General features: G+C 74.0%; 24 protein-coding genes. 13 read left to right on the top strand and 11 right to left on the bottom strand.

Annotated elements, in window-relative coordinates; all coding sequences use genetic code 11:
• Positions 1-29 precede the first annotated feature (29 nt).
• Both ACGFQ9_RS02145 and ACGFQ9_RS02140 read left to right on the top strand, forming a co-directional pair.
• The gene (locus ACGFQ9_RS02145; RefSeq protein ID WP_393570224.1) at positions 30-659 is read left to right on the top strand and encodes an alpha-ketoglutarate-dependent dioxygenase AlkB; all 630 of its coding nucleotides are present in this window, start codon (positions 30-32) and stop codon (positions 657-659) included.
• 139 nt (positions 660-798) lie between these two features.
• Entirely contained in the window at positions 799-2,007 is a 1,209-nt protein-coding gene (locus tag ACGFQ9_RS02140) for a M48 family metallopeptidase (RefSeq protein ID WP_393570222.1), read from the top strand.
• On the opposite strand, the gene ACGFQ9_RS02135 is transcribed toward ACGFQ9_RS02140, so the two are convergent.
• Positions 1,984-3,141, bottom strand: a complete 1,158-nt coding sequence (locus ACGFQ9_RS02135; RefSeq protein WP_393570220.1) for a serine hydrolase domain-containing protein — start codon at positions 3,139-3,141, stop codon at positions 1,984-1,986. The genes ACGFQ9_RS02140 and ACGFQ9_RS02135 overlap by 24 nt on opposite strands.
• Before the next feature lie 108 nt (positions 3,142-3,249).
• Here ACGFQ9_RS02135 and ACGFQ9_RS02130 point away from each other — a divergent pair, with 108 nt between their 5' ends.
• Positions 3,250-4,155, top strand: coding sequence for an aminoglycoside phosphotransferase family protein (locus ACGFQ9_RS02130; protein WP_393570218.1), 906 nt, complete (start codon positions 3,250-3,252; stop codon positions 4,153-4,155).
• 183 nt (positions 4,156-4,338) lie between these two features.
• Here the strand turns inward: ACGFQ9_RS02130 and ACGFQ9_RS02125 are convergent, their stop codons facing one another.
• Positions 4,339-4,605, bottom strand: coding sequence for a hypothetical protein (locus tag ACGFQ9_RS02125; protein ID WP_393570216.1), 267 nt, complete (start codon positions 4,603-4,605; stop codon positions 4,339-4,341).
• Entirely contained in the window at positions 4,602-5,465 is an 864-nt protein-coding gene (locus ACGFQ9_RS02120) for an oxaloacetate decarboxylase (protein WP_393570214.1), read from the bottom strand. The genes ACGFQ9_RS02125 and ACGFQ9_RS02120 overlap by 4 nt, the downstream gene beginning before the upstream one ends.
• A gap of 268 nt (positions 5,466-5,733) precedes the next feature.
• On the opposite strand from ACGFQ9_RS02120, the gene ACGFQ9_RS02115 reads away from it, so the two are divergent.
• Positions 5,734-6,408, top strand: a complete 675-nt coding sequence (locus tag ACGFQ9_RS02115; protein ID WP_393570213.1) for a phosphoribosyltransferase — start codon at positions 5,734-5,736, stop codon at positions 6,406-6,408.
• A gap of 76 nt (positions 6,409-6,484) precedes the next feature.
• Here ACGFQ9_RS02115 and ACGFQ9_RS02110 read toward each other — a convergent pair whose 3' ends face one another.
• On the bottom strand, positions 6,485-7,555 hold the full coding sequence (locus ACGFQ9_RS02110) for a methyltransferase domain-containing protein (RefSeq protein ID WP_393570211.1): 1,071 nt from the start codon (positions 7,553-7,555) through the stop codon (positions 6,485-6,487).
• Positions 7,556-7,748: 193 nt separating this feature from the next.
• Here ACGFQ9_RS02110 and ACGFQ9_RS02105 point away from each other — a divergent pair, with 193 nt between their 5' ends.
• The 3 genes from ACGFQ9_RS02105 to ACGFQ9_RS02095 all read left to right on the top strand — a co-directional run bounded on the left by ACGFQ9_RS02105 (position 7,749) and on the right by ACGFQ9_RS02095 (position 10,135).
• Positions 7,749-8,258 (top strand): DinB family protein, encoded by a 510-nt coding sequence (locus ACGFQ9_RS02105; protein WP_393570209.1) that lies wholly within the window; start codon positions 7,749-7,751, stop codon positions 8,256-8,258.
• Between the two features lie 143 nt (positions 8,259-8,401).
• Positions 8,402-9,337, top strand: a complete 936-nt coding sequence (locus ACGFQ9_RS02100) for a TauD/TfdA dioxygenase family protein (RefSeq protein ID WP_393570207.1) — start codon at positions 8,402-8,404, stop codon at positions 9,335-9,337.
• Between the two features lie 165 nt (positions 9,338-9,502).
• Positions 9,503-10,135 carry an NADPH-dependent FMN reductase gene (locus ACGFQ9_RS02095; protein ID WP_393570788.1) on the top strand — a complete coding sequence of 211 codons (633 nt, stop codon included), beginning with the start codon at positions 9,503-9,505 and terminating at the stop codon, positions 10,133-10,135.
• On the opposite strand, the gene ACGFQ9_RS02090 is transcribed toward ACGFQ9_RS02095, so the two are convergent.
• Positions 10,113-11,030, bottom strand: coding sequence for a D-hexose-6-phosphate mutarotase (locus tag ACGFQ9_RS02090; protein WP_393570205.1), 918 nt, complete (start codon positions 11,028-11,030; stop codon positions 10,113-10,115). The genes ACGFQ9_RS02095 and ACGFQ9_RS02090 overlap by 23 nt on opposite strands.
• Positions 11,031-11,228: 198 nt before the next feature.
• Between ACGFQ9_RS02090 and ACGFQ9_RS02085 the strand changes: the two genes are divergently transcribed.
• The 5 genes from ACGFQ9_RS02085 to ACGFQ9_RS02065 all read left to right on the top strand — a co-directional run bounded on the left by ACGFQ9_RS02085 (position 11,229) and on the right by ACGFQ9_RS02065 (position 15,872).
• The gene (locus ACGFQ9_RS02085; RefSeq protein ID WP_393570203.1) at positions 11,229-11,864 is read left to right on the top strand and encodes a hypothetical protein; all 636 of its coding nucleotides are present in this window, start codon (positions 11,229-11,231) and stop codon (positions 11,862-11,864) included.
• A gap of 109 nt (positions 11,865-11,973) precedes the next feature.
• Positions 11,974-12,225 (top strand): ferredoxin, encoded by a 252-nt coding sequence (locus ACGFQ9_RS02080; RefSeq protein WP_393570786.1) that lies wholly within the window; start codon positions 11,974-11,976, stop codon positions 12,223-12,225.
• A complete protein-coding gene (locus ACGFQ9_RS02075; RefSeq protein ID WP_393570201.1) occupies positions 12,218-13,606 on the top strand; it encodes an NAD(P)/FAD-dependent oxidoreductase in 1,389 nt (462 codons plus the stop codon). The genes ACGFQ9_RS02080 and ACGFQ9_RS02075 overlap by 8 nt, the downstream gene beginning before the upstream one ends.
• 29 nt (positions 13,607-13,635) lie before the next feature.
• Positions 13,636-14,877, top strand: coding sequence for a cytochrome P450 (locus ACGFQ9_RS02070; RefSeq protein ID WP_393570199.1), 1,242 nt, complete (start codon positions 13,636-13,638; stop codon positions 14,875-14,877).
• 158 nt (positions 14,878-15,035) lie between these two features.
• The gene (locus ACGFQ9_RS02065) at positions 15,036-15,872 is read left to right on the top strand and encodes a class II glutamine amidotransferase (protein WP_393570197.1); all 837 of its coding nucleotides are present in this window, start codon (positions 15,036-15,038) and stop codon (positions 15,870-15,872) included.
• Positions 15,873-15,954: 82 nt separating this feature from the next.
• Here the strand turns inward: ACGFQ9_RS02065 and ACGFQ9_RS02060 are convergent, their stop codons facing one another.
• Both ACGFQ9_RS02060 and ACGFQ9_RS02055 read right to left on the bottom strand, forming a co-directional pair.
• On the bottom strand, positions 15,955-16,599 hold the full coding sequence (locus ACGFQ9_RS02060; RefSeq protein WP_393570195.1) for a hypothetical protein: 645 nt from the start codon (positions 16,597-16,599) through the stop codon (positions 15,955-15,957).
• Between the two features lie 138 nt (positions 16,600-16,737).
• Positions 16,738-18,807, bottom strand: a complete 2,070-nt coding sequence (locus ACGFQ9_RS02055; RefSeq protein ID WP_393570193.1) for an RICIN domain-containing protein — start codon at positions 18,805-18,807, stop codon at positions 16,738-16,740.
• A 371-nt stretch (positions 18,808-19,178) separates the two neighbouring features.
• Between ACGFQ9_RS02055 and ACGFQ9_RS02050 the strand changes: the two genes are divergently transcribed.
• Positions 19,179-19,937 (top strand): class I SAM-dependent methyltransferase, encoded by a 759-nt coding sequence (locus ACGFQ9_RS02050; protein ID WP_393570191.1) that lies wholly within the window; start codon positions 19,179-19,181, stop codon positions 19,935-19,937.
• Between the two features lie 81 nt (positions 19,938-20,018).
• Here the strand turns inward: ACGFQ9_RS02050 and ACGFQ9_RS02045 are convergent, their stop codons facing one another.
• From ACGFQ9_RS02045 to ACGFQ9_RS02030, 4 genes are all read right to left on the bottom strand, one after another.
• A complete protein-coding gene (locus tag ACGFQ9_RS02045) occupies positions 20,019-21,053 on the bottom strand; it encodes a methyltransferase (RefSeq protein ID WP_393570784.1) in 1,035 nt (344 codons plus the stop codon).
• Between the two features lie 95 nt (positions 21,054-21,148).
• Complete coding sequence (locus ACGFQ9_RS02040) at positions 21,149-21,979, bottom strand: helix-turn-helix domain-containing protein (protein WP_393570189.1); 831 nt, start codon at positions 21,977-21,979, stop codon at positions 21,149-21,151.
• Between the two features lie 70 nt (positions 21,980-22,049).
• A complete protein-coding gene (locus ACGFQ9_RS02035) occupies positions 22,050-22,616 on the bottom strand; it encodes an AAA family ATPase (protein ID WP_393570187.1) in 567 nt (188 codons plus the stop codon).
• Between the two features lie 16 nt (positions 22,617-22,632).
• Positions 22,633-25,881 (bottom strand): amidohydrolase family protein, encoded by a 3,249-nt coding sequence (locus tag ACGFQ9_RS02030; RefSeq protein WP_393570185.1) that lies wholly within the window; start codon positions 25,879-25,881, stop codon positions 22,633-22,635.
• Positions 25,882-25,888: the final 7 nt, after the last annotated feature.

Genomic DNA, 25,888 nt, shown 5'->3' with positions numbered 1-25,888 from the left:
ATGTTCGTATTCCGGAGTAGCGTGGACGCATGCACGCGCCACTCCAGGGATCGCTCTTCGACCAGACCGACGACATCCGCCTCGCCCCGCTCGACGGGCTGCGCCGGCGGGAGCTCGGCAGCGGCGCCTGGGTGGACCTCCTGCCGGGCTGGCTCACCGGCGCCGACGCCCTGTTCGAGGAACTGGCCGCCACCGTCCCCTGGCGGGCCGAGCGCCGCCGGATGTACGAGCAGGACGTCGACGTGCCCCGGCTGCTCTCCTTCTACGGTGACGGGCAGCCGCTGCCGCACCCCGTCCTCGCGGAGGCCCGCGCGGCCCTGTCCCGGCACTACGCCGCCGAACTGGGGGAGCCCTTCACCACCGCTGGCCTGTGCTTCTACCGCGACGGCCGCGACAGCGTGGCCTGGCACGGCGACCGCACCGGCCGCTCCTCCCGCGAGGACACCATGGTGGCGATCCTCTCCGTGGGCGACCCGCGCGACCTGGCCCTGCGCCCGCACGGCGGCGGCCCGGCCGCCCTCCGGCTGCCCCTGGGCCACGGCGACCTGGCCGTGATGGGCGGCTCCTGCCAGCGCACCTGGGAACACGCCGTCCTCAAGTCCACCCGTGCCGTCGGCCCCCGCATCAGCATCCAGTTCCGCCCCCACGGCGTCCGCTGACCTCCCGGCCGGCCGGTCCTGCCGGCGGGGCGCGGGCAGGACCGGGGCTCAGATCTTGCTCAAGTCGGTGGTGAGGAGCCCGGTATGCCGGTGGTATCGGCACTGTCGGGGCAAGGCCGTTCGTCGAGGAGGGGTGCCGGTGCTGGAAGACCGTCGTACCGGGCCGGGGGGCACGGGGCGCGCCGGGGTGGCCACGGTCGCCGCGTACGTCGTCGCGGGAGCGGTCCATCTCCTGACGGCAGGACTCCTGCTCAGCGGGGTGCTGTTGATCGTGCTCGGCTTCACGACCGTCGTCCGACCCCTGCTGGGACTGCCGCTGGTCATCATGGCCCTGGTGCTGCGCCCGCGCCTGAGGCGGCTGGATCCCGACCTGCCGACACTGCGCCGAGCCGATGCGCCGGCCCTGTTCGAGCTGCTGGACCGGATCGCGGACGCGGTCGGAGTACGCCGCCCCGACACGGTGCAGCTCACCGCGGAATGCGCCGCGGCCGTGTTCACCCACGGGTTCCTCCGCCGGCGTTGCCTCGCCCTCGGTGTTCCGCTCTGGGCCACCCACTCCCCGCGGCAACGCGTCGCCGTCCTGGCCCGCGCAATGGCGGACCTCGATCCCGGCAACGTCCGGCGGGGCGCCTTCGTCGGCATGGCCCTCCGGTCGCTGACCGCAGGCGCGGACCTGATGCGACCGCCCGGCCGGGCGGTCGTCCCCGCGAACGGGATGTCCGACGCCCGGCACGCGGCAGACGTGATGGAGGGAGCCCGCCGCTTCAACGCCCGCACCCGGGCCGGAACATGGGCGCTGTGGCTCCCCGGTGCCGCCGCCACCGGGACGGTCCGCCTGCTGCTGTGGCTCACCGGACCGGCCACCCGGCGCGCGGCGCTCGCGGCCGACGACGCCTCGGCCCGGGCGGCCTCCACGGAGGCGGTCATCGCCGCACTGCGCGACCGGAGCCTCGCCCGCGCGGTCGTCGTCGAGACGCACCGCCTGGCCGTCGAGGCGAGGACCGTCGTCCGGGACCGCTCCGCCACGGCCCGGCCGGAGGAGGTGCTCTGGGACCGGGTCGCCCGTCACACGGCAGGTCTGCGCGAGCGACGGGCCGGTGCCCCGCCGGACCGCCCCGGCGCGCAGGACACCCCTTGCGAGGCCGCCCCATGGCCTTCGGAGGCCCAGCGCATCAAACGCCTGGCCGGCACTCCGCACCACCCCGCGGCGATCACGGTCGACGGGCCCGGCCGGACGCGCATCGAGGCGGAACTCCGGCCGTCCGCCATCGCGGTGGCGCGCCGGGTCATGCGTGACGGTGTCCCCCTGGCGTACGAGCCCGCCTCAGTGCACCGGCGGTACCAGTGACCGGACCTCTCCGGCCAGCAGCCGGGCCGTGGTGTCCGACGCGCCTCCGACCAGCCGGGTCCGGGTGAGCGCGAAGGACAGTCCGTGGGTGCGGTCGGCGAAGGCGATGCTGCCGCCGCTGCCGTGGTGCCCGAAGCAGGACCGGTCGCCGCCCATCGCCGGGAGCCCCAGGAAGTAGCCGAGCCCCTTGGCGTACCGGCCCAGCAGCATCCGGTCCTTCCCCTCGACCGCCACGGCCGCCACCCGCTCCGTCCGCTCCGGCGGCAGCAGCCGTACGCCGTCCACCTCGCCGAGCAGGGCCGCGTACAGCCGGGCCGCCGCGCGGGCCGTCGTCGTACCGCAGGCGGGCAGGTCGGCGCGCAGGTAGTCCGGGCGGTTGGCGAGCTCGGCGGTGGTCCACAGTCCGGGGTTCGGCACCACGAACCGGCGGAACGGCGCCGACTCCGGCAGGTCCGCCAGCCATGCCGCCCAGTCGCCCTCCACCAGCGGTGCGGCGCGCCCCACCGCCTCCTCCGGCAGCCCGAAGAACAGCTCGTCCGCGACCCCGAGCGGTCCGGACACGTACTCCCGCAGCGCCGCGCCCGGGGTCAGGCCGGTCACCCGGCGCACGGTCTCGCCGAGGATCCAGCCGAACGTCCAGCCGTGGTAGCCGCCGGCCGTGCCCGGTTCCCACAGCGGCTCCAGGCCGGCGACCACCCCGCACATGGTGTCCCAGTCGCAGAGCTCGGCCGGGGTCAGCCGGGCGGGCAGCTGGGGGATGCCGAGCGTGTGCGTCAGCGCGTGCCACACGGTGGCCCGCTCCTTGCCGTGCGTCCCGAACTCCGGCCAGTACCGGGCGACCGGGGCCTCGTACTCGATGAGCCCGCGCTCGGCCAGCACGTGGACCAGCGTGGCGGTGAACCCCTTACCGGTCGAGAAGCTGTGGATCGGCGTGTCCGGTCCGACCGGGCGGGGCGGGGCACCGTCCGCCCGTCCGCCGGTGCCCGCGTACACGTCCACGGCCGGTTCGCCGTCCACGTAGACGGCCACCTGCAGGCCGGTCTCCTCGCCGGACTCCACGAGCCGCCGGACGATCCCCTCGATCCGTTCCTGCGCCCGTTCGTCCCACCGGTGTCCCGTCAGTCCGGTTGCCATGCCCGCATGATGGCAGCCGGACCGGAAATCCGCTGGCCCGGCGCGGTGGTGGCGGCATAGGGTCCGGCGGGACCGCACACCGCGGCGTCCGATCAGGCCTGGAGGACCATGACCACCGCGCAGCCGCAGGGGAGCAGGATGCACGCCGACGAGGTCGGCATCGACGCCGATCTCGTCCGGGCGCTCGTCGCGGAGCAGTTCCCGCGCTGGGCGCACCTGCCCGTGACCGAGGTCCCCTCCGCCGGCACCGACAACGCGATGTACCGGCTGGGCGGGGAGCTGGCCGTACGCCTCCCGCGCATCCCCGGTGCCGTCGGGCAGGTCGAGAAGGAACACCGGCTGCTGCCCCGCCTGGCCGGGCGGCTGCCGCTGTCCGTGCCGGTCCCCGTGGAGCGCGGCGTACCCGGCGAGGGCTACGCCTTCCCGTGGTCGGTGTACCGCTGGCTGGAGGGCGAGAACCTCATCGACGCGCCGGCCGCCGACCCGTACGGGACGGCGGTCGCACTCGGCGGCTTCGTCGCGGCGCTCCGGCAGGTCGACGCCACCGGCGTGCCCCGGTCCTTCCGGGGCGGCCCGTTGGGCGGCCGGGACCGGGACGTCCGGGCGGCCATCGCGGACCTGGGAGCCGACGGCACCGTGGACGGGGCCGCCGCGACCGCCGTGTGGGAGGAGAGTCTGGCCCTGCCGCAGTGGGAGGGCGACCCGGTCTGGGTGCACGCCGACCTCCTGCCGGGCAACCTGCTCGCCCACCGCGGCCGGCTCAGCGCCGTCATCGACTTCGGCGGGGCCGGCTCCGGTGACCCCGCCTGTGACCTGATGCCGGCCTGGACCCTGCTGTCCGCCGGGACCCGGCAGGCGTTCCGGGACGCCGCCGCCCCGGATGCGGCGACCTGGCTGCGCGGGCGCGGCTGGGCCCTTTGCTTCGGCCTGACGGCCGTGCACTACTACCGCGGAGGCCGCAACCCGGTACTCGCCGAAGTCGCCCGCCGGACCCTGACCGAGATCCTGCCGTAGCCCCCGGCGGGGGCATCCCGCCCCCAACCTCTCGGTGCGGGCAGGCCCCCGGTGTGGGCAGGCATCCCGCCCCACCCCCCCGGTGTGGGCAGGCGTCCCGCAGGGCGGGACGGGTGGGCACACCGGGACACCCCGCCCAGCCGGTGTAGTGCCCCCGGTCCCGGCCCCGGCCCCGGTACGCCCTCAGGCCCTCCGCGCCCCGCCACTGCCCCCCTCGACCAGCGTGGCCAGCACGTCCACCGCACTGCCCTCCTGGTCGCTGCCCGCAGCACCGCCGCTGCCGACCTGCAGATTGGCCGACCGGTCCACCTCCACCACCGAGTCCGCGTGCGAGTTGTCGATCACGGTGATCAGACCGTCGGCGGCGACGGCGGGGGCGACGGCGGGGGCGGCCGCACCCCAGGCGAGCACGGCGGCGAGCACCCCCACGCCCGCCCCGCCCGCCCTCACACCCGCACCCTCTCCCGCACCGGCCGGTGCCGCGCGATGTTCCGCGCCAGCAGCCTGGTGGACTCGCCCACGCCGACGTCACCCCCCGCCCCCGGGGCGGGCAGCCGCCCGTCGGAGCCCTTGAGCTCACTGAGCGCCGCGTCCATCGCGTGGTGCGCCGCGAACAGGCAGGGCGTGCTGTAGATCGCGACGTCGACGCCGAGATCCGCGAGCTCCCCGAGCGAGAGGCGCGGCGACTTGCCGCCCCCGATCTGGTTGAAGAGCAGCGGCTTGTCGCCCACCACTTTCCTGATCCGGCGGATCCACTCCACGCTGCGGACCCCGTCCACCAGCACCACGTCCGCGTCGGTGGCCGCCAGTTGTTCCGCACGGTGCAGGATGTCCGCCTCGTCCGTGGCGTCGGTCCGGGCCACCACGACCAGGTCGCGCCGGGTGGCCAGCACCAACTCCAGCTTCTCCAGGTACTCGGTGAGGGGCAGCACCTGCTTGCCGTCTGCGTGCCCACAGCGGCGCGGCCGCTTCTGGTCCTCGAGGATGACCCCGGACGCGCCGATCCGCTCCAGCCCCTCGACCACGTGGCATGCCACTTCCGGGTCGACGTACCCGTCGTCGATGTCCACGAGCAGGTGGTGCCCGGGGAACGCGCCGCGCAGGCGCTGCACGAAGGCCACCATGTCGGGCCAGGCGATGAAGCCGATGTCAGGCAGTCCGTAGTAGGACGCGGCGAAGCCGAAGCCGGAGACGAACATGCCGTCGTAGTGCTCGGCGGCGATGGACGCCGAGTACATGTCGTACACCCCGATCAGGGGAGTGGTGCCCGGCTCGGCGATCGCGGCCCGCAGCTTGTTCCCGTACGTCAAAGCGTGACTCCTCGGAGGTCGGTTCGGCTCGCACGTGGGCGGAGGAGCACCGTTCCGGTGTTGCATTCCTTTACCGAACACGGCATTCCTTTACCGAAAACAGATGCTTTCTAGATCATGACCAGAACTTCTGCATACGCGCGCTTTACTCACCCGGACGGCTCACCGCGTTCACCACAGAAACGTCACTGGGCGCTCGGACCGGCACCGCGCACGGGGTTTAGCCGGGGCCGGCCGGGACAGGTGCCGGGCAGCGGGAGGTGACGCGATGCGCACGCTGCTCAACAGGCGGGCGGCCGGACGGCTGCTGGCCGTGGAGATCGGAAAGGCCGGCGGCCCGATGGTGCACCCCATCGTGCTGGCTCTGCCCCGTGGCGGAGTGCCGGTGGGGCACGAGGTGGCCCGGGAGACCGGGGCCCCGCTCGACGTGCTCGTCGTACGGAAGATCGGGATGCCCGGCAACCCCGAGGTCGGCATCGGGGCGGTCGTCGGGGACGCCCCGCCGCTGTTCGACGACCGCGTCATGGAGATGCTCGGCCTGACCGAGGACGAACTCATGCCCGACGTCGCCCGGGAGCGCGCCGAGGCCCACCGCCGGGAGGTGATCTACCGGCGGCACCGGCCGGAGCCGCGGCTGGAGGGCAGGACGGTGATCCTGGTCGACGACGGCCTGGCCACCGGGGTCACCGCACGGGCCGCCGTCCGGGCGGTGCGCACCCGGCGACCCGGACGGGTCGTGCTGGCCGTCCCGGTGGGCGCCCGGCAGGCCGTGGCCGACCTCGCCCGCGAGGCCGACCGGGTGGTCTGCCCGTACCAGCCGTACCCGTTCCGGGCGGTGGGCCAGTGGTACGACCACTTCGACCAGGTACCGGACGAGGAGGTGATCGACGTCCTCGACCACCAGTGGGCCGTGCACGAGACCAGGGCGGGCGCGGGCATCTGACCGGCCACGGCCCCGGCCCGGCTCGGTCCGGCCCCGCTCCGGCCCCGCCCCCGGGCCCCGTGGTCCGGCCCCCGCGCTACGGCCTGATGTCGTACAGCACGTTGAACGGGTCCTCCTTCGTCGACCGGACCACCTCGCCGAACCCGGCACCCGCGCACAGTTCGCGCACCGTGGACTCCGGCAGCCCGCAGGTCCCCAGCGCCGCCCCGCCGTCGGCCAGCGAGGTGGTCATGCAGTAGAAGACGCTGAACCCGTACATGAGCGAGGCGACCGGCCCGAGGTTCTCCTCGGCACGGTCCCGGGAGTTGGTCTCCAGCATCAGGTAGTCGCCGTCGTCCCGCAGCGCGGACCGGACGGCGGCGAGGATCCGCTCCGGCTCCGCCGCGTCGTGGATCACGTCGAAGGTGGTGATCAGGTCGTACCGGCCGGGCAGCCCCCGGGCCGCGTCCGCCGTCCCGAAGGACACCCGGTCCGTCAGGCCCGCCCGCTCGGCGTTCGCCCGGGCCCGTTCGACCTGTCCGGGGAAGTTGTCGAACCCGGTGAACCGGGACCGGGGGAAGGCCCGCGCGAGCACGAGCAGCGCGCGGCCGGCCCCGCAGCCGACGTCCGCGACCTCGACGCCCTCCTCCAGCCGCTCGACCACGTGCGGGAACGTGGAGAGCCACTCGTCGATCATCACGGTCTCGAACCAGCTGCCGGTGAACCGGCTCATGCCGTCCCACAGCGACGGCGGATAGTCCTCCTGCCGCACCCCGCCACCCGCCCGGAACGCCTGCGCCAGCTGCTCGTACGGGGCCCAGAGCCCGGGCAGCATCTGGTACACGCCACCCAGGAACAGGGCCCCCGAGTCATCGGCGAGCGCCGGGACGTGCTCGTTGGGCAGGAAGAACCGCCCGCTGCCCAGTTCCGTCAGGTAGCCGGAGGCGGTCAGCCCGCGCAGCCACTCCCGTACGTAACGCTCCTTCAGGTCCAGTCGGTCCGCCAGCTCCGCGCTGGTGGCCGGGCCGTGCTCCGCCAGGCTCCGGAACAGTCCGAGCCGGTCACCGAGGGCGCAGAGACCGGCGGCCATCGTCCCGCTGAGGTCCCCGAGGGCCTTCTCCATGAAGGCTTCGACCTTCGCATCGTCCGGTTTGGGCGGCGTCGCCATCCTGGACCTCCTGATCCCGTACCGGCCGGGCGGCCCGGCCGGAGCCCCAACCAACCACCCGGGCACCGCCCCACGCGCCCGCCACCACGGCCGCCGGACGAAGTCCACCCCCGGGGACGACCTCACCGGGACACCACGGGGCGCCCGGGACGGGTTGCCGCCCGGCCGGCCGCGGAACGGGCAAGCTGGGCACATGAAGGCCACCCTCGTCCTGACCGACGGATTCCAGCGCGTCCACGACGTGGTGCACGAGGCCGTGGACGGCCTCCCCGCGGAACAGCTCAACGCCCGCGTCGGCCCGCGGGCCAACTCCATCAGCTGGCTGGTCTGGCACCTCACCCGGATCCAGGACGACCACGTCTCCGAACTCGCCGGCCGCGACCAGGCCTGGCTCGCAGAGGGCTTCGCCGGCCGCTTCGCCCTGCCGTTCCCGCCGGAGGCCACCGGCTACGGCCACACCGCCCGGCAGGTGGCGGAGGTCAAGCCGGCCTCCGGCGAGCAACTGCTCTCCTACTTCGAGGCCGTGCACGCCCGCACGGCCGCCTACCTGGGCACCCTGCCCGCCGCCGACCTCGACCGGGTCATCGACACCCGCTGGGACCCGCCCGTCACCGTGGGCGTCCGCCTGGTCAGCGTCCTCTCCGACGACCTCCAGCACGCCGGCCAGGCCGCGTTCGTCCGGGGCCTGCTCGCATCTGCCTGATCCGGCCGGGGCGGCAGCGGGTACCGGCCACGCGGCCCCCGCATTTCAGGCCATTGCCCGGACTCCCCGGTGGCCGGCGCGGCCGGCGCGGCCATCCTGGGCCCAGGAAACCGCCCGGGCCCAGGAAACCGAAGGAGTCCCGCATGGCACACATCGAGGTGAAACCGGCCGCGGGCCACATCGGCGCCGAGATCTCCGGAGCCGACCTGGCCGCGCCCCTGGCCGACGACGAGGTCGAGGCCATCCGCGCCGCACTGCACCGCTGGAAGGTGCTGTTCTTCCGCGAGCAGTACCTGGACCACGCCGCGCACGTCGCCCTCGCCCGCCGGTTCGGCGAACCCGTCACCCCAGGCTCCCGCGGCAGCGCCTCACCGCCGGACTTCCCGGAGGTGGAAACCACCGCCGACCGGCTGGAACTCGGCGGCCGCTTCGGCATGGACCACACCGAATGGCTGGACCGCCGCCGCCACACACTGCGCCGCGGCTGGCACTGCGACCACGGCGCCCGCATCGACCCGCCGGCCGCCACCATCCTGCGCGCCGAGACCGTCCCGCCGTACGGCGGCGACACCACCTGGGCCAACCTGGCCGCCGCGTACGCGGGGCTCTCCGCGCCGCTGCGCGCCTTCGCCGACACCCTCCGCGCCGAACACCGGCTCGGCGTCGGCTACCAGCCGCGGGCGGGGGAGGACGCGTACGTACGCCACCTGCTGGCCCACCAGACCGCCACCGTGCACCCGCTGGTCCGTGTGCACCCCGAGACAGGCGAACGGCTGCTGTTCGTCAACGGCTACTACCTGGAGCAGATCCGGGAGCTCAGCCGCACCGAGAGCGGCCCCCTCCTGGAGCTGCTCCTCGACCAGGCGACCCGCCCCGAGTACACGGTCCGGTTCCGCTGGGAACCGGGCAGCGTGGCCTTCTGGGACAACCGCGCCACCATCCACCTCGCCCCGGGGGACACCGCCCACCTGGACCACCCCCGGATCATGCACCGGGTGATGCTCGCCGGGGAGGTCCCGCTCGGCGTGGACGGCAAACCGTCCGAGCCGGTCACCGGCCCCGAGCCGCGCCACTGGTAGCCAACGGGGTCCCGGCGCGTCAGCAGCCGTCGCCGGGGCCGCCTGTGCGACGCTCGGACCGAGGTCACGAGGCGTACCGGCGAGGGAGACAGCATGGCCAGCCAGCCCGACGGAGCCCCCGGAGCCATCGGAGCCCCCGGCGTCCCCGGTGAACCCCGCGCCTCGCTGCGCGTCCTGGTGCTCTCCGGCTCCTCCCGCGAAGGCTCCGTCAACAGCATGCTCGCCGCGCTCGTCGCCGGGCTGGTCGAGCGGGCGGGGGCGACGGCGGACCTGGCCACCCTCGGCGAATTCCCCATGCCCCCCTACGACGGGGACTTCGAGGCGGAGAGCGGGCAGCCGCCCGGCGCCGTCGCCCTGCGCGACCGGCTGGAGGCGGCACAGGCCGTGGTCATCGCCTCGCCCGAGTACAACGCCTCCGTCCCCGGCGTCCTGAAGAACGCCGTCGACTGGGTGTCCCGGTTCCGGCCGCAGCCGTTCAAGGACAAGCAGTCCCTGCTCGTCTCGGCGTCCCCGTCCATGGTGGGCGGCAACCGCGGCCTGTGGGCGCTGCGCGTCCCGCTGGAACACCTCGGCGCCCGCGTGTACCCGGACATGTTCAGCCTGGCCATGGCCCACCAGGCGTTCGCCGAGGACGGCACCCTCACCGACGAGGGCCTCGGCGAACGCCTGGGCGCCACCATCGAGTCCTTCCTCGACCTGGTGGAAGCCGACACCCGCTACCTCTGCCTGCGGCACCGCTGGTACGAGTTCCTGGGCGACCGGTCGGACGCCCCCGTCACCGCCCGCGCCCAGGACTGAGGAAGACCTGTGGGGACATCCCCTGTCGCACGACCCGGAGGGTCACGGCCAGCCGTGACGGGGCGCCGGCGGTGGCCACCAGCGGCTCGCTGATCCGGGCGGTCTCCACGCACAGGAACGTCCGGTACCCGTCGTCCGCCACGTCCGTCATCCCGCGGGCCAGCTCCGGCCCGGGATTCCAGACCAGTACGTCGCTGTGGCCGCGGTGCTCCACCTCGACGGTGCGGCCCAGCACCCGGTCCGTGACCCGGCTCACCGGCCCCGGCTCGGGCCAGAGCCGCTCCACGTGCCCCGCGGGGGTGAAGGGCCCCTCCTGGCGGCCCTGTTCACCGTCGCGCAGCCGGTCCGCGAAGGGCTCGCCCACCCCGGTGACCTCCGCCCGGCCCAGCTCGCCGATCCCCAGGTAGGTGTGGAGCGCCCCGGTGGTCCGGTGGTCCCCCTCCGCCTCGATGCCGACCGTGCAGTGCCCCGCGCCGAGCTCGATCCGGGCGGTCAGGGTGAAGGCGTACGGCCACAGCGCGCGGGTCCGCGCGTCGTCCCGGAGCGTGAGCGTCAGCACCACCAGGTCCTCGCCCTCCTCGACCCCGGTGAGCTCCCACGGCAGGATCCGGGCGAACCCGTGCGCGGGCTCGCCGGCCGCCCCGAACCACGGCCAGCACACGGGCACTCCGCCGCGCACGGCCGCGCCCTCCGCGTACCGGGCCTCCTCGCTCAGCCACAGCACGGGCTCCTCGCCGGCCTGCTGCCACAGCAGCAGCTGGGCCCCCTGCAGGGTGACCGCGCCGCGTATCCGGGGGTGGTCGACGACCACGACGGGGAGGTCCCCGAGCTTCCGCAGGCCGACCGAGGCGCTCAGCCGCTCGCCGACCGGCAGGTCGAAGATCCTCTTGCTCATACCGCTCCGCATCATCGGGCCCAACGCCCGGGCCGGCCAACGCTCGGGCCGGCCCGCCCGTTCACGACGGTTCCCACCCTCGCACGCCCCGCCCGCCCCGCCCGCGCCGGGGCCGGACCCGTCCCGGCGGGGAGGCCCGTCACCCGCCCGGCCGCCCTCACGGGGCACAGGCCCCCGGGGCGCGGCTTTGCTGGAGGAATGAGCGAGCGCGCACCGGGGACGAGCCCCGGCCAGGACCTCCTGACCACGCCCCGTGCCGCGGGGGTGGCCGGGATCGTCTTCGCCCTCCTGATGGCCGCGGCGATCGTGCTGTCCCGGATCGCCCTGCCGGACGGCGCCTCCGGCGACGTCCGCCTCGACGCCGACCAACGGCAGGCCCTGACCTGGGCACTCGAGATCATTCCGTTCGCGGGGATCGCGTTCCTCTGGTTCATCGGCGCGGTCCGCTCCCACACCGGCGAGGCCGAGGACCGGTTCATCGCCACCGTGTTCCTGGGCAGCGGAGTGGTGTTCACCGCCACCCTCTTCGCCTCCGCGGCGGCCGTCGGCACCGTCCTGAACACCAACGTCAGCTCGGAGTTCGGCCGCGGTTACGCACACACCCTGCTGGCCACCTACGCCCTCCGGATGGCCGCCGTCTTCGTCGCCTCCGCCTCCGCCACCGGCCGCCGGCTCGGGGTGCTCCCGCGCCCGCTGGTCGTCCTCGGCTACCTGGTGTCCCTGGTGCTGCTGCTGGCCGGCTCCTCCGTGCCCTGGCTGGAGCTCCTCTTCCCCGGCTGGGCCCTGGTCGTCAGCCTCTACATCCTCGGCGCCGCCCGGCGGCGGGCCGGATGACCCCCGCCGCCCGGCCGTCACTCCGTCGGGCCACCCGCCGCGCCCCGGCCGCCCCCGCGGTCCACGCTGGTCGGGGGAGAGCCCGGGGCCACGAAAGGACCGAACCTTGCTGAGGCTTGTCGTCGATCTCAACCGCTGCCAGGGCTACGCGCAGTGCGCGTTCCTCGCACCCGACGTCTTCGCGATGCACGGTGACGAGGGACTGCTCTACGACCCCCAGGCCGAGGAGGCACAGCGGGCCCGCGTGAAGCAGGCCGCAGCCGCCTGCCCCGTCCAGGCGATCCTCGTGGACGAACTGGACCTGGCCGACGAGCCGTCCGCCGGGGACGGGCCCGCCACCGAGGAGGCGTCCGATGGCTGACACCGCCCTGGACCAGCTCAAGCGGAACGGCCGGATCGTCGTCGTGGGCGCCTCGCTGGCCGGACTGCGCGCGGCGGAGACCCTCCGGGACAAGGGCTTCAAGGGCTCACTCACGATGGTCTGTGACGAGCCCTACGAGCCCTACGACCGCCCCCCGCTGTCCAAGCAGGTCCTGCTGGGCCGGGGCACAGCCGAGCACACCACCCTGCCCCGCCGCCGCGCCATCGACGCGGAATGGAGGCTCGGCGAGGCGGCGACCGGCCTCGACATGGCCGCCCGTACCGTCCGGCTGGCCGGCGGAGACGAAGTGCCGTACGACCGGCTGCTGATCACCACCGGCGTGCACGCCCGGCCCTGGCCGAACCCGGCGGAGGCCGAACTCGACGGCGTGTTCACCCTGCGCGGCCGCGACGAAGCCGCCGCGCTGGCCCGCAGGTTCGCCGAAGGCCCGCGCCGGGTCCTGGTCATCGGCGCCGGATTCACCGGCTCCGAGATCGCCTCCGCCTGCCGGGAGCGCGGCATCGAGGTCACCGTGGCCGAACGCGCCTCCGCCCCGCTGGTCGGCGCCCTCGGCGGAGTGATCGGCGAGGTCGCGGCGCAGCTCCAGCGGGAGAACGGGGTCGACCTGCGCACCGGCGTGATGGTCACCGGCCTGGAGGGCGACAGCACCGGCCGGGTCCGCGCCGCCTACCTCTCCGACGACAGCAGGATCGAGGCCGACGTGGTCGTGGTCTCGCTCGGCGCGGTCCGCAACACCGCCTGGCTGGACGGCTCGGGCCTCGGCGCGGGCCCCCGCGGCATCGCCTGCGACGCGGGCTGCCGGGCCTTCGACTTCCGCGGCATCGTCACCGACGACATCTACGTCGCCGGTGACGTGGCCCGTTCCCCGCACCCCCTGTTCGGCTACCAGTTCCTCTCCCTGGAGCACTGGGGCAACGCCGTCTCCCAGGCCGAGACCGCCGCCCACAACATGCTCAGCGAGAGCGCCGACCGCCGCCCCCACATCTGGGTCCCGGCCTTCTGGTCCACCCAGTTCGGGGTGAACATCAAGTCCGTGGGCGTGCCGTCCATGGGAACCGAGATCATGATCACCCAGGGCTCCCTGGACGAGCGCCGGTTCACCGGCGTCTACGGGTACCAGGGCCGGATCATCGGGGCCGTCACCTTCGACAACGCGCGCTGGCTGCCCTTCTACGAGAAGCAGATCGAGGCCACGGCCCCCTTCCCGCCCCCGTTCGACACCGTGGACCGGCGCTCCGACGGCCGCCACCCGAGGCCCGCCGACTTCCCCGACCCGTCGGTGCCCACCCACGGCCCGACCGTCACCGTCAGCGGGTACTCCCCGGCCGACAAGCGCATCACGTTCAGGCCCGGCCGCTGACCCGCCCGGCACCCGGAGGAGCCGCCCCCATGACCGAGCAAGACATCCTGCGCCGCATCCTCGATCCGGCCAACCGCCACAACCCCTACCCGCTGTACGAGGAGCTGCGGCGGACGCCCGTCTACCACCAGGACGGCGGGCCGTACGCCATCAGCCACTACCACGACATCCTCGGCCTGCTGCACGACCCGCGGATCAGCTCCGACGCCCGCAACCTGGCCTCCACCGCGGGCGACCCGCTGGCCGGCGAGGACGAGGAGTCCACCACCCTGCCGCCCAGCTTCCTCAAGCTGGACCCGCCCGAACACGACCGGCTGCGCCGGATGACCAACCGGCCGTTCGGGCCGCCGCACTCCCCGCACCGGGTCGAGGAGATGCGCGGGGACCTCGACGGGATCTTCAAGGGACTGGTCGACGGCGTCTCCGACCCGGGCAACTTCGACCTGGTCGAGCAGGTCTCCTACCCCTTCCCGGTGACCGTGATCTGCCGTCTGCTCGGCGTCCCCAAGGAGGACGAACCGCGCTTCCACGTATGGGCCGACACCCTCGCGGCGAGCCTGGACCCCGACCCGGACGCCGATCCGGCCGAACGGGCCCAGGTCGGGCAGAGCGCCCGCATGGAACTCGGCATGTACCTCGCCGGACTGATCGAGGAACGGCGCAAGAACCCCGGGCCGGACATGCTCTCGCACCTCGCCGCCGGAAACGGCGGCCCGGACGGGGCCATGACCACGATGGAGCTGCTCAGCACCTCCGCGCTGCTGCTCATCGCCGGGCACGAGACCACCGTCAACCTGATCACCAACGGGATGCTCACCCTGCTGCGCCACCCCGAGGTACTGCGCGATCTGAAGGCGAACCCGGGTCTGGCGGTGCCCCTGGTGGAGGAGATGCTGCGGTACGAGCCGCCGGTCCAGCTGCTGCCGCAGCGCACCACCCTGACCGAGATCGAGGTCCAGGGGGTGACCATCCCCAAGGGAGCCTCGATGTGGCTGGTGCTGGCCGCCGGCAACCGGGACCCGGCGCGCTTCGAGAACCCCGACCGCTTCGACCCGTACCGCAAGGACATCGAGCACCTCGGGCTGGGCAGCGGCATCCACAGCTGCTTCGGCGCCCCGCTGGCCCGGCTGGAGGCCCAGCTCGCCCTCGCGGAGCTGGCCCGCCGCCTGGAGAAGCCCCGCCTGGTGGAGGACCCGCCGCCGTACCGGCAGAACGCGGTGCTGCGCGGGCCGCGCCACCTGCGCATCGCCTGCGACGGGATCCGGCCCTGAGCGGTGTCCGGGGTGGCCCGCGGGGGTGACCGGCGGGCCGGTGGCCGATCCGGACGGGGCCTTTCGGGTGCCGGGGGCGTGTGCGGTCCGGGCCGCCCACGCTCCCGGCGGGTGCGCGGAGCTACCCTCGTACGGGGGCGGGGAAGGGAAGGCCCGTCATGTGCCGCTGGCTCGCCTACTCGGGATCACCGATCCTGCTGGACTCGGTCCTGTACCGTCCCGAACACTCGCTGATCAACCAGAGCCACCGTGCCCGGATGGGCGTGGAGACGGTCAACGGCGACGGCTTCGGCATCGGCTGGTACAGCGCCGAGGGCGACGGCACCCCGGCGGTGTTCCGGGACATCGGCCCGGCCTGGAACAACCGCAACCTGCAGGAACTCTCCGCCCACGTCCGCTCCCGGCTGTTCTTCGCGCACGTCCGGGCCTCCACCGGCACCGCGATCCAGCAGAGCAACTGCCATCCGTTCCGCCATGGCCGCTGGATGTGGATGCACAACGGCTCCATCACCGACTTCCACCGGCTCCGCCGGGACCTGTGCATGGCCGTGGACCCGGTGATCTTCCCGGCGATGGAGGGGTCCACGGACTCCGAGGTGATGTTCTACCTGGCGGTCACCTACGGGCTGGACCAGGACGTGCCCGGGGCGGTGGCCCGGATGGCCGGGCTGGTGGAGCGGCTCGGCAAGGAGCACGGCGTGCCCCACCCGCTCCAGATGACGGTCGCGGTCGCCGACGGTGAACGCGTGTGGGCGTTCCGCTACTCCAGCGAGCGCCGGTCCCGGTCCCTCTTCTACAGCAGCAAAGCCGAAACGGTTCGGCAGCTGCATCCGGAGCTCGAATACCTGCGCGGGGTGTCCGACGACACCCGGCTGATCGTCTCCGAGCCGCTCGGTGACCTGCCGGGAGTGTGGAACGAACTGCCGGAGGCCAGCTACGCGGTCATCCCCTCCGGCCCCGAGGACTACCTGCCCTTCGTGCCCGAGCCGGTGTAGCCCCCGGGCCGGTGTAGCCGGTGTTGCCGGGGGAACGCGGGCGGGGGCCCGGCCCCATGGGGGAGGGCCGGGCCCCCGCCGGTCAGGAGTGCCGTCGCGCGCGGCTGCGGCGTACGACGGCCCACACGCCGGCGCCGGTCACCGCCAGCGCCGCGGCCGCGGCGGCGGTGACGGGCAGGCGGGGCGCGTCCTCCGCGTCCGCGGCGGGCTGCGCCGCAGTGGTGGGGGACGCCGGAGACGATGGCGGCGGGGCCGATGCCCCGGCGGTCGGGCCACCGGAGGTCGGGGCCGCGGCGGTGGGCCCCGCGGCGGTGGGGGCCGCGGCGGTCGGGGCCGCCGGATTCACGGTCAGCTCGCGCTCCGCGCGTCCGAGCTCGGGGAAGCCCACCTCCACGGTCACCTTCCAGTTCCCGGAGGGGAGCGCTTCGGCGGTGGTCCAGTTCTTCGGCCCGGAGGGGTCGCGGACCAGCCGCCACGGGCCCGCCGTCCGGTTGCCGTCGGGGCTGACCGCGTTGACCGTGGCGGCGACCTGCTCTTCCACGGCGTCCCCGTCGTTCTCCCAGGTCACTTCGGTGACGATGTGCCCCTCGCGCTGCCCGACGACCACGACGTTCAGGCCGTCGCCATGGGCGGCGGCCGTCAGGGGGGTGCCGAGGACCGTGCTGCCGGCCAGTACGAGGAGGAGGACGCCCGTTCCGGTGCGTCGTGAAGGAACTGCCCTGTGCATGCCAGTGCTCCGATGCATGTGCGAGGGGTGAGCTGTGAGCTGTGAGGGGTGCAAGGTGTGGGGGATGCACCCGGGGGTGCGAGCGGGCGGGCCGCCCCGTCAACGGCCCGCCCGCCGGCGTGTGTCACACGGCCGGGATCAGCCGGCCTTGCGGACCGCCCAGAGCTGGGCGGGGCGCCCGTCGGCGCGCTGCAGGTCGAGCAGCCGCGCACCGTAGTACGGGCGGCCGCTGACGGTCAGCGCCCAGGCGCCGCTGCGGTCGGTGACGGTCATCGAGCCGTCCTTGGCGGTCATCTTCCACGCTTGCGCGGTGGAGCCGTTCGAACAGGGCTGCTGGGCCACCCACATGTTCGCGCCGGGGGTGCCGCCGGGCTGGAGGCACTTGCCGGACGCGGCGGACCGGATGCGGACCAGGCCGCTGCCCGCGTTGTCGAAGTACCACTGCTGGGGGGCGTACCCGTCGGCCTGCGAGCCGACCAGGATCGTGCCGTCGGCGCTGCGGCCGCCCCAGACGGCGGCGTTGAGCCCGGTGCTGCCGTTGGCCAGGGTGTACTTGGCGTTCGGAGCGGTGGTCGTGCCCGCACCCGAGGTCTTGAAGGAGGTGGCCTTGCCCGGGCCGCTGTCACGGCCCTGCGCGTCGCGCACCGAGACCGCCACGGTGTAGGAGGTGCCCGGCCGCAGGTTGTAGATCCGCACCGCCGTGCCCTGCACCCAGGTCAGGTGCTTCCCGTTGAACATCACCTGGTACCAGGCGGCCCCGTTCACCCGCGGCCAGCTGACCACGGCCGAGTCCGACTGGATCTGGCCGACCGCGACGTCCGGCCCGCTGCCGGGCTTCGGCGCGGTCGGGGACGGCGTGGGCGTCGGCTTCGGGCTCGGGTTCGGGTTGGGATTCGGGTTGGTGCCGCCCTTGCCCTTCATCAGGAACTGGTTGTTCGCGATGTTCCAGTGGGTGTCGAGGTAGCTGCCCGCTTTGGGGTTGGTGTGGAAGTAGTCGTCGTGGTTGCAGTCGAGGATGTTCTCGTTCGCCCTGTCGGTGCAGACGTTCCGCATCGTCGGGTAGTTCGGGCTGTCCGAGTAGCACATCACGTCCCACTCGTCCGTGCAGTGCGCGCCCCGGCTGGTGTTCGGCGCGCTGTTGTTCACCGCGCCGAGGTTGTGGCCGAGTTCGTGCGCGGCGGTGTGCCCGCCCCAGCAGCCGGTGTCCGTACGCCCGTAGGAGGGGCCGAAGTTGCTGAGGTTGTTCTGGCCGGGCCGCTCGTCCCCGTTGAAGGTGCCGATGCCGCAGTAGACCTGCGTGTCGGCGAAGATCATGTACTTGCGGTCGCGGCGGTCCAGGCCCTTGCCGGCGAGCGCCCGGTTGGTGGCGCTGAACTCGGACAGCGCGGAGTCCGGGAGCTCGATGTTGAGGACGGTCGGGGTGCAGTCCGCCGCCGTCACGTAGCGGATGTGGCGGACGCCGCCGGTCTGCTGGGCGCTGGTCGAATAGATCACGTCGGCGTCGGCGGCCCACTTCCGGAAGGACGCGACGTACTGGGAGTACCGGTCCTTGCCGGGGCCGTGCACGTAGACGACCTGGACCCGGTTGCCGCTGCTGCCGTCACCGTCGCACTGGACGGTCTGCCCGGCGGGACCGGCGGCCGCGCTCTGCCCGGCGGAGGGGGTGCGGGGCGGAGCGGAGGCGTCGCCGGGTGCCTTGGCGTCGGCGGCGGGAGTGCCCTGAGAACCCCCGTCGGCCGGGTCGGCGGCCGGGTCCTTGTCGGCCGACTTGGCCGGGTCGGCCGCCGCGGCCACGGTCTTCACGGCGGGCGCGGTGTCCTTCTTGATGTCGACGCCCTTGGGGGGCTCGTCGGGGCCGTGGCTGCAGTGGCCGACGTCCGTGCGGTAGACCCCGACACACTTGTCGCCCTTGGGGGCGGTGTTCAGTCCGTCGTAGACCATGCCCCGGGTCCGGTCGTTGGACGGCTTCTTGTCCAGCGGCTTGGGCTCCTTGTCCCGGGCCGGCGCGGAGGCCGGCTCGGTGGCTATCTCCGCGGAGTGCGCCCCGAGCTGGGCGAGCGTCGTCTCGTCCTTGGAGTTCGCGAGGCCGGCCTGGTAGGCGAAGCCACCGGCGACCACTGCGCCCACGGCCAGGGCGGCCGTGATGCCCTTGAACCTGCCGCGGCGCGGCGGATCCTGACGCTCCTTCAGTTTTCGATGTCTCGACATGCGCACCTCAATTCTTTGGTCAGAAGACGGGGTGCGCCGCAGCCTGCCAGACCCTTAGGGCGGAGAATTCGGACAAACCGGAGTCCGAGTGGGAGAATCCATTCCGTTACCTACCCGACCGTTTCTGATGAATCATCACTTCCCTTTGTTTTCAAGGGGACTACGCGCGTTGACCCTCATTGGTCCAGGCTTTTAGAGTCGACTCCGTTATCAAATCGAAATCATCGCGAAGGTTTTGAGTGGCGCCTGTTGACGGCAATTCAGTACGGGATTCACTCTTCTCTCACCTCATGAATTCCCGCGGTCACCACCGGTGATTGACGCCGTGTCGTACCACCCCGATCCGGGCCGAACGGGCGGATAGTGGGGGTGTGAGCGACTGGTCGGGACAGGAAGGCGCGCGCGCCTTTGCGGCGGTGGAGGCGGCCACGGACTGGCTGCTCGGGTACCCGTTCGTCTTCCGGGCGCTGTCCCGGCGGCTCGGCCCGGACGGCGTCCTGGTCGACTACGGCTGCGGACCCGGCAAGGTCGCCGCCCACGCGGCCGGCCTGCTCGGCGTACGCGTCCTGGGCGTGGACACCTCGCCCGAGATGCTGGCCCTGGCCCGTACGTCGGCCACCGCGGTGGCGGAGTACCACCTCGTCGAGCACGGGCGGGTCACCGGTCTCCCCGACGCCTGCGCGGACGCGGTGATGTGCAACCACGTCCTCGCCTCCCTCCCCACCGAGGAGGCGGTCCTCGCCGTGTTCGCGGAGATCCACCGCCTGCTCAGGCCCGGCGCCCCCCTGGTCCTGCTGACCACCGACCCGGCCTGCACCCGCCTGGAGTACGCCTCCACCCGCATCGGCGAACCGGGAGCCGCGTACGGTCCGGGCGACCCGCTCACCGTCCGCCTCCGCCGCACCGACGGCACCTGGCAGGAGGTCCGCAACCACGCCTGGCCGGCCGGCCACCTGCCCCCCCTCCTGACCCGCGCCGGCTTCCGGGCCGTGACACAGCACCGCCCCACGGTCGACGAGGCCCTCCCCCTCGCCACTCCTGCCCTGGCCCGCAGCCACACCTGGCAGGCGGAACGCGCCGAACCGCCCCTGCTGGTCACCACCGCCCTCCGGACGGCGGACCCCTTCTGAGGAAGGGGCGGCCGTCCTGAATGCGGGCTGTTCGAACGGGCGAACGCGCCCCCGCCCGTACCCGGCCGGTGACCGGGCAGGTCAGCCGGCCACCGCCTCGACCAGGGAGTACGGAGCGGCCTCCACGAGCGGGGTGACCGACTCGACGGACAGTCCGGCCCGGCGGCACACCTCCTCGAAGTCCTTGCGCGTACGTTCCCTCCCGCCCAGGTTCACCAGCATGTTGAGGTCGCTCAGGTAGGTGATCCCGCCGTCGGCGGCATGGGCCGCCGCGTCGGAGCCCACGATCTCGGGAAGCACCGGCTCCACGATCAGGACGCGGCCGCCGGGCGGCAGCACCTCGCGGCAGTGGCCGAGGATCCTGACCGCCTGATCATCCGACCAGTCGTGCAGGACACTCTTGATCAGGAACAGGTCCGAGCCTGCGGGAACCGAACGGAAGAAATCTCCGGCGACCAGGGAACAGCGGTCCGCGACCCCGTGCCGCTCCAGCGTCTTCGGCGCCCTCGCCAGGCCGTTCTCCGTGTCGTGGAGGACACCGGTGAGCCCCGGATGCGCGGCGAGGACGCCGGCCAGGACGGTCCCGTCGCCGCCGCCCACGTCGGTGACCGAGGTGAACCGGCCGAAGTCGAAGGCCTGCGGCAACACGGCGGCGGTCTCCTCGGAGGCCTGGCTCATCGCCGCGTTGAAGTCGGCGGACAGCTCGGGATGCCGGCCGAGGTGGCTGAAGAAGTCGGTGCCGAAGACGGAGTCGAACGCGACCCCGCCCGTGCGGACGCTGCCGTCCAGGCTCTCCCAGGCCCGTACGACCGCCGGTTCGGTGAACATCCGCACGAACGCGGCGAGGGAGTCGGGACGGCCGGGATCGAGGAGCGCGCCCGCCGGAGTCACCGCGAAGGTGTCCGGTGCTCGCTCCTCCAGCAGTCCCAGACCGGCTAGGGCGCGCAGCAGACGCGTCACGGGCTGGTGCTCGGCCCCGGCGTCGGCAGCAATTCCGGCGGCCGGCCGCGGTCCGTCGCCGATCGACTCGAACACCCCCAGTCGCACTGCGGCGCGCAGGGTCTGTGCGGCCATGCCGCCGAAGGCGAGCCGGACGATCAGGCCGCGGTCCGCCATGGCGTCCGCCGCCGCATGGGTGTTGTTCACGGATGATTCCCTTCGTCGGGTGAACAGGGTGTGCGCGCCCGCCCGCGCGGCGGGAGGCGCGCGGCTCAACGGGGCGTTGTCGCAGTGCCGTCGGCCAGGGCGCCGGGTGTGCACCCGGCGAAGGCGAGTACGTCGCGGTGGAGGTGGGACTGGTCGGCGAATCCGTAGGCCAGGGCGACGTCGGCGGCGTTCCGGCCCGCCCGCAGGGCCCGGACGGCGTGGTCGAAGCGGATCAGCATCGCGGCACGCTTCGGGGTGAGGCCGATCTGGGCACGGAACCGGGACCACAGCCGCTTCCGGCTCCATCCGCAGGCCGCGGCGAGGTCGTCGACCCGCACCCTGCCCCGGCGAGCCACGATCGTCTCCCAGACGGCGGCCACCTCGGGTGTCATCGACGGCCCTTGCTCAGCCCGCAGGGCGAGGAACCCGTCCACCAGAGTGAGACGGTCCCGCCACGCCGCGGTATCGGCCAGCCGCTCCCGGAGCTGCCGCAGCTGGCGCCCCCACAGATCCTCCAAGTCGAGGACGGACCCGTCCAGTTCGGCCGGGGAAACCCCCAGCAGGGAGTAGGCGGCCCGGGGCGACCAGCACGTCTCGACGCACTCGACGCGCTCGCCCCGGATCCGGGCGGGCCCGGGCGACAGGGCAGCCGCCAGGCTCCCCAACGACCGTTGTCCGGCCGCGGCCTCCACCGTGAACGGGTCTTCCCCCAGACCGATCACGACCACCACGACGGATTGGGGAAGCACCCGCAGGTCCAGACCCGCGCCGGCGCTGTCCCGGAAACCGGCCGTCCGCACTCCGTCGAGGGACGTACCGGCCGGGAGACGCGTCACCTCCCAGGCCCCCTGACCGTCACGGCTCGCGTGGTCGGCATCCGCTTCATCGCTGTACATGCCCCCACCCTCACCGACCCGGGGCGGCCGCGTCTTGGACGAAAGTTCCGCGGAAGGGGCCGAAGGGCCGTCAGCGCATGGGCGCGGGCCGGTGCGCGGGCCGGCTCCCGGACCAGCCGGTGGCGGCGACGACCTCGCGCGCGATGTCGACGACCGTCCTCCCGTCCGTCGCCACGCGCAGCGTGTCCGCGGGGGCGTGCCGGTCCAGGAGGCGCGCCTTGCGGGCGCTGCCCTCCAGTTCCTGCTGCAGCTCCGAACCGAGTTCCCGGCGTACCAGCCGCTCGCGGGCGGTGGCGTCGGAGGCGGTGAGCAGCACCCGCACGATGCGCACCTGCGCCCCCATCGCCCGCAGGAACATGCCGGTCGCCTCGGGCAGCACACTGGCCGTGTTCGTGTAGACCAGCCGGCGGTAGCCGGCCCGGGCGAAGTTCGCCCACACAGCGGTGAGATTGCGCTCGGTGATCTCCGAACGGCGCGGATCCCCCTCCGGGGCGGGATGCACCTGCCCCATGAAATCGCCGTCGATGATCGCGTGCGGGACCGCCGCCGCCCGCAGCAGCACCGAAACCTCCCACCCCACCGTCGTCTTGCCTACTCCGGCCCGCCCGCCCATGAGGAGCACCTCTGCCTGGTCCACGGTGCAAGTCTGCCCGTCACGAGCCATGACCGGCATACGGGTTTCCGGGATGGCAGCAGCCGTCGCGGAGCATCTGGTCGAGGACCGGGCGCCAGTGTTCCGCCGGGTCAGGTGGGGTGGTGCTGCGAGAAGTGGGGGCAGAGGGGGAAGGAGCCGTGGCCGGGCGTTGGTGGAGGGTGCCCGCGCGGAGGACGGCGCGGGTGCGGATCAGGGAGGCGAAGTCCGCGAAGGGGTCGCCGTCCACCACCGTGAGGTCGGCCAGCCTGCCCGGTTCCACCGTGCCGAGGTGGTCCTCGACGCCGAAGATCCGCGCCGGGGTCCGGGTGACGGTGGTCAGGGCCTCCGCCGGGGACAGGCCGAAGCGGTGCAGGGCGCGCAGCCCCAGGTGGAGGTGGAGGCCGGTCGGGACCAGCGGGGCGTCGGTGCCCAGGGCCACCAGCCCGCCCCCGCGCACGACCCGCCGGTAGGTGGCCACCTCCCGCTCCAGCAAGGCCAGTTGCTCCGCGCTCGGCGGCCGTGCCGCGGCCGCCTCGACCGCCGTCACGTCCCACGGCGGCATCAGCTCCCGGACCCGCCTGTCCGCTGCCGCCTCCGGGTCGGCGCCCAGCAGCGGCAGCGCCGTGAACGGAGTGGCGACCAGGTGGAAGCGGCCCCGCGTGTAGAGCTCCACCGTGTCCTGGTGGGTGTGGTTCTCCGGGGTGCAGCCGTGCCCGTACTCGGCACGCTCGGTGGCCGTCAGATGGGTGGTCAGGTCCTGCCCGGCCTGGATCCCCGCCGCGCACAGGTGCGAACCCGCCGTCACCCCCAGCCGGTCGTGCGCGAACGCCGCTGCCTCCTCCATCAGCCAGTACGGGGCCCGCACGTACGTCTTGACCAGGTCCCAGTCCAGCTCCGCGGCCCGCACCAGCGTCCGGGCGAACCCCTCCCGGGTGCGGTGCGCGCGGCCCATCGTGTACGCCACCCGGGAGCCGTCGAGGAGCTCCCCGCCGGCCAGCAGCCGGGGCGCGGCGAGCCGCCCGGCCCGGATGTCCTCGCGGAGCCGGGCCTGTTCGTGCGCGGAACCCCCGAACGAGACCGTGGTGGTCACCCCGTACGCCAGCTGCAGCGCGCCGAGCCGGGCCCCGTAGGTGTAGGGGTACGAGTGGACGTGCGCGTCCCACAGGCCCGGCAGGACGGTGGCGCCGGAGGCGTCCACGGTGCGCGCCGCCCGCCGGGGACGCCCCGGCCGGCGCGGTTCGACGGCGGTGATCCGGCCGCCGCGGACCAGCACGTCGACATCGGCGCGCGGCGCCGATCCGGTGCCGTCCCACAGCAGCCCGGCCCGCACCACGGTGTCCACGGGCGCCGGCCGCCGGTACCCGAAGGACACCGGCACCGTGCGGGACGGCCCGGCGGGGGAGGCGTCCGCGTCGAGCCGGAGGAGCCGCAGCCGCGCGCCCGACAGGTAGAGCAGCGTCCGGGAGTCCCCGGACCACGAGGGGTGGTCGGCGGGTTCGTCGGTCAGCCGGCGGGCAGGGCCGGCCGGGGTGCCGTCCGGGCCGACCGGCAGCAGCCACAGCGCGGACTCGCTGACGCACGCCAGGTGGCGGCCGTCCGGCGACCAGACCGGCCCGGAGGCGTACCGGTCGGAGAGCGAGGCGTGCGGCGCGAGCGCGTGGAGGCGGGCCGTGCCGGTGCGGGTGTCCACGACCCGGATCAGGTTGTACCCCTCGCGGAAGCGCCGGCTGAGCCGGTTCCGGTCGCACAGCACGACGTACCGCCCGTCCGGGGACCAGCTGGGCTGCCCGGGCAGGCCGCCGCCGCCGAGCGCGGACACCAGCGGGGTGTCGGTGCCGGCCGCCAGATCGCGGACGAGGAGCCGGCCGGCCAGGTCGAGGGCGGCCAGCCGGGTGCCGTCCGGCGAGAGCACGCCGTACACCCGGCCGCCCTCGGCCAGCACCCGGTCCCGCCCGCTCGCCGGGTCGTGGCGGCGTACGGCGTTCAGCCCGCCCCGGTCGTCGGTGTACACCAGGCCCTGCCCGTCGGGGGTCCACACCGGGCCCTGCACGTACGCCGACTCCGGACAGCGCAGGATCCGGCGCGGCGCGCCGCCGGTGACCGGCACGGTCCACAGGGAGTTGAGCGCGGCGAAGGCCACGGTGCGGCCGTCGGGCGAGATGCGGGGCTGGTGGATCCCGCGGACCGGCAGGGTGCGTTCGGCCTCCAGCACGTACTCCTTGACCCGGGGGCGGGGCCGGCGGACCTCGAGCGTGGCGTCGAGGACGATCTCGGAGCCGGTGCCGTCGCGGTGCGGGCGGATCACCCGGAACCGGCCGTCGAGCGTGACCAGCAGCCGGTCCTCGCCGATCCAGCGCGGGGGAGCGGGGGCGAGCTCTCCGCCGAGGGCGACCGGCCGCCCGTCCACCACCAGGGTGATGGTCTCGGCGCGGCGCGGGCCGGGCAGCGCGCACAGCCAGGCCGTACGGCCGGACGGGGAGAGTGCCGGGGCCATCAGCCGGCCCTCGGCGGCGGTGTGCTCGACACGTACGGCGCCCGGCGCGGAACCCGCCGCGGGGACGGCGACCGAGGCCAGGGTCCGGGCGGTGAGGGTGTCGCCGTCGGCGGTGCCCCGGACGAACAGCACCCGGGAGCCGTCCGCGGACCACACCGGGTCGTAGTCCTCCCAGGCGGTGACCGGACTGCCGGGGCCCTGCTGCCCCGGCAGTCCGGTCAGCCGGCGCAGCCGGCCGTCGGCCACGTCCACGGTCCAGATCCGGTACGGGCTGCCCGCCACCGGATCGCCGCCGCGCTCCGAGCAGAAGGCGAGGGTGCGGCCGTCCGGCGACCAGGCGGGAGCCCGGTCGTCGAACGGCCCGTCCGTCAGCCGGCGCAGCCCCGAACCGTCCGGCCGCATCAGCCAGATGCGGAAGCCACCGCCCCGGTAGGCGCTCATCGCCACCCAGCGGCCGTCCGGGGAGAACACCGGGCGGCACGGCTCCAGGTCCGGCGGGGTGAGCGGGGTCGCGGCCGTCCCGTCCCGGGGGACCGACCAGAGGACGTTCTGCACCTCGGCGATGACCCGGTCGCCGGAGGACGTCGCGGTGGCCGTGCCGTTGGTCGAAGCGGTGAGGCGCAGCCGGACGACCTCGCCGGCATCGGCGGCCGGGCCGTTTCCCGGCTCCGGACCGTCCGGCGCGGCCCTGCCGCCGGCCGCCGCCGGGCCGGAGAGGGGGAGCGCCGCCAGCGCACCGCCCGACGCCGCCTTGAGTACCGTCCTGCGCCCCATCCGCACC

Origin of the sequence: Streptomyces sp. NPDC048603 (genome assembly GCF_043199475.1) — a bacterium.
GTDB lineage: Bacteria > Actinomycetota > Actinomycetes > Streptomycetales > Streptomycetaceae > Streptomyces.
Note: the sequence above shows the minus strand (reverse complement) of the source record. Positions and strands in the feature narration are given on the sequence as shown.

What these genes read in the sequence shown, in the direction of transcription:
- ACGFQ9_RS02070 (WP_393570199.1), top strand. Translation starts at nt 13,636, where the DNA reads ATGACCGAGCAAGACATCCTGCGCCGCATCCTCGATCCGGCCAACCGC.
- ACGFQ9_RS02130 (WP_393570218.1), top strand. Translation starts at nt 3,250, where the DNA reads ATGACCACCGCGCAGCCGCAGGGGAGCAGGATGCACGCCGACGAGGTC.
- ACGFQ9_RS02075 (WP_393570201.1), top strand. Translation starts at nt 12,218, where the DNA reads ATGGCTGACACCGCCCTGGACCAGCTCAAGCGGAACGGCCGGATCGTC.
- ACGFQ9_RS02100 (WP_393570207.1), top strand. Translation starts at nt 8,402, where the DNA reads ATGGCACACATCGAGGTGAAACCGGCCGCGGGCCACATCGGCGCCGAG.
- ACGFQ9_RS02040 (WP_393570189.1), bottom strand. Translation starts at nt 21,979, where the DNA reads ATGTACAGCGATGAAGCGGATGCCGACCACGCGAGCCGTGACGGTCAG.
- ACGFQ9_RS02115 (WP_393570213.1), top strand. Translation starts at nt 5,734, where the DNA reads ATGCGCACGCTGCTCAACAGGCGGGCGGCCGGACGGCTGCTGGCCGTG.
- ACGFQ9_RS02030 (WP_393570185.1), bottom strand. Translation starts at nt 25,881, where the DNA reads ATGGGGCGCAGGACGGTACTCAAGGCGGCGTCGGGCGGTGCGCTGGCG.
- ACGFQ9_RS02045 (WP_393570784.1), bottom strand. Translation starts at nt 21,053, where the DNA reads ATGGCGGACCGCGGCCTGATCGTCCGGCTCGCCTTCGGCGGCATGGCC.
- ACGFQ9_RS02135 (WP_393570220.1), bottom strand. Translation starts at nt 3,141, where the DNA reads ATGGCAACCGGACTGACGGGACACCGGTGGGACGAACGGGCGCAGGAA.
- ACGFQ9_RS02105 (WP_393570209.1), top strand. Translation starts at nt 7,749, where the DNA reads ATGAAGGCCACCCTCGTCCTGACCGACGGATTCCAGCGCGTCCACGAC.
- ACGFQ9_RS02060 (WP_393570195.1), bottom strand. Translation starts at nt 16,599, where the DNA reads ATGCACAGGGCAGTTCCTTCACGACGCACCGGAACGGGCGTCCTCCTC.
- ACGFQ9_RS02055 (WP_393570193.1), bottom strand. Translation starts at nt 18,807, where the DNA reads ATGTCGAGACATCGAAAACTGAAGGAGCGTCAGGATCCGCCGCGCCGC.
- ACGFQ9_RS02085 (WP_393570203.1), top strand. Translation starts at nt 11,229, where the DNA reads ATGAGCGAGCGCGCACCGGGGACGAGCCCCGGCCAGGACCTCCTGACC.
- ACGFQ9_RS02110 (WP_393570211.1), bottom strand. Translation starts at nt 7,555, where the DNA reads ATGGCGACGCCGCCCAAACCGGACGATGCGAAGGTCGAAGCCTTCATG.
- ACGFQ9_RS02090 (WP_393570205.1), bottom strand. Translation starts at nt 11,030, where the DNA reads ATGAGCAAGAGGATCTTCGACCTGCCGGTCGGCGAGCGGCTGAGCGCC.
- ACGFQ9_RS02145 (WP_393570224.1), top strand. Translation starts at nt 30, where the DNA reads ATGCACGCGCCACTCCAGGGATCGCTCTTCGACCAGACCGACGACATC.
- ACGFQ9_RS02065 (WP_393570197.1), top strand. Translation starts at nt 15,036, where the DNA reads ATGTGCCGCTGGCTCGCCTACTCGGGATCACCGATCCTGCTGGACTCG.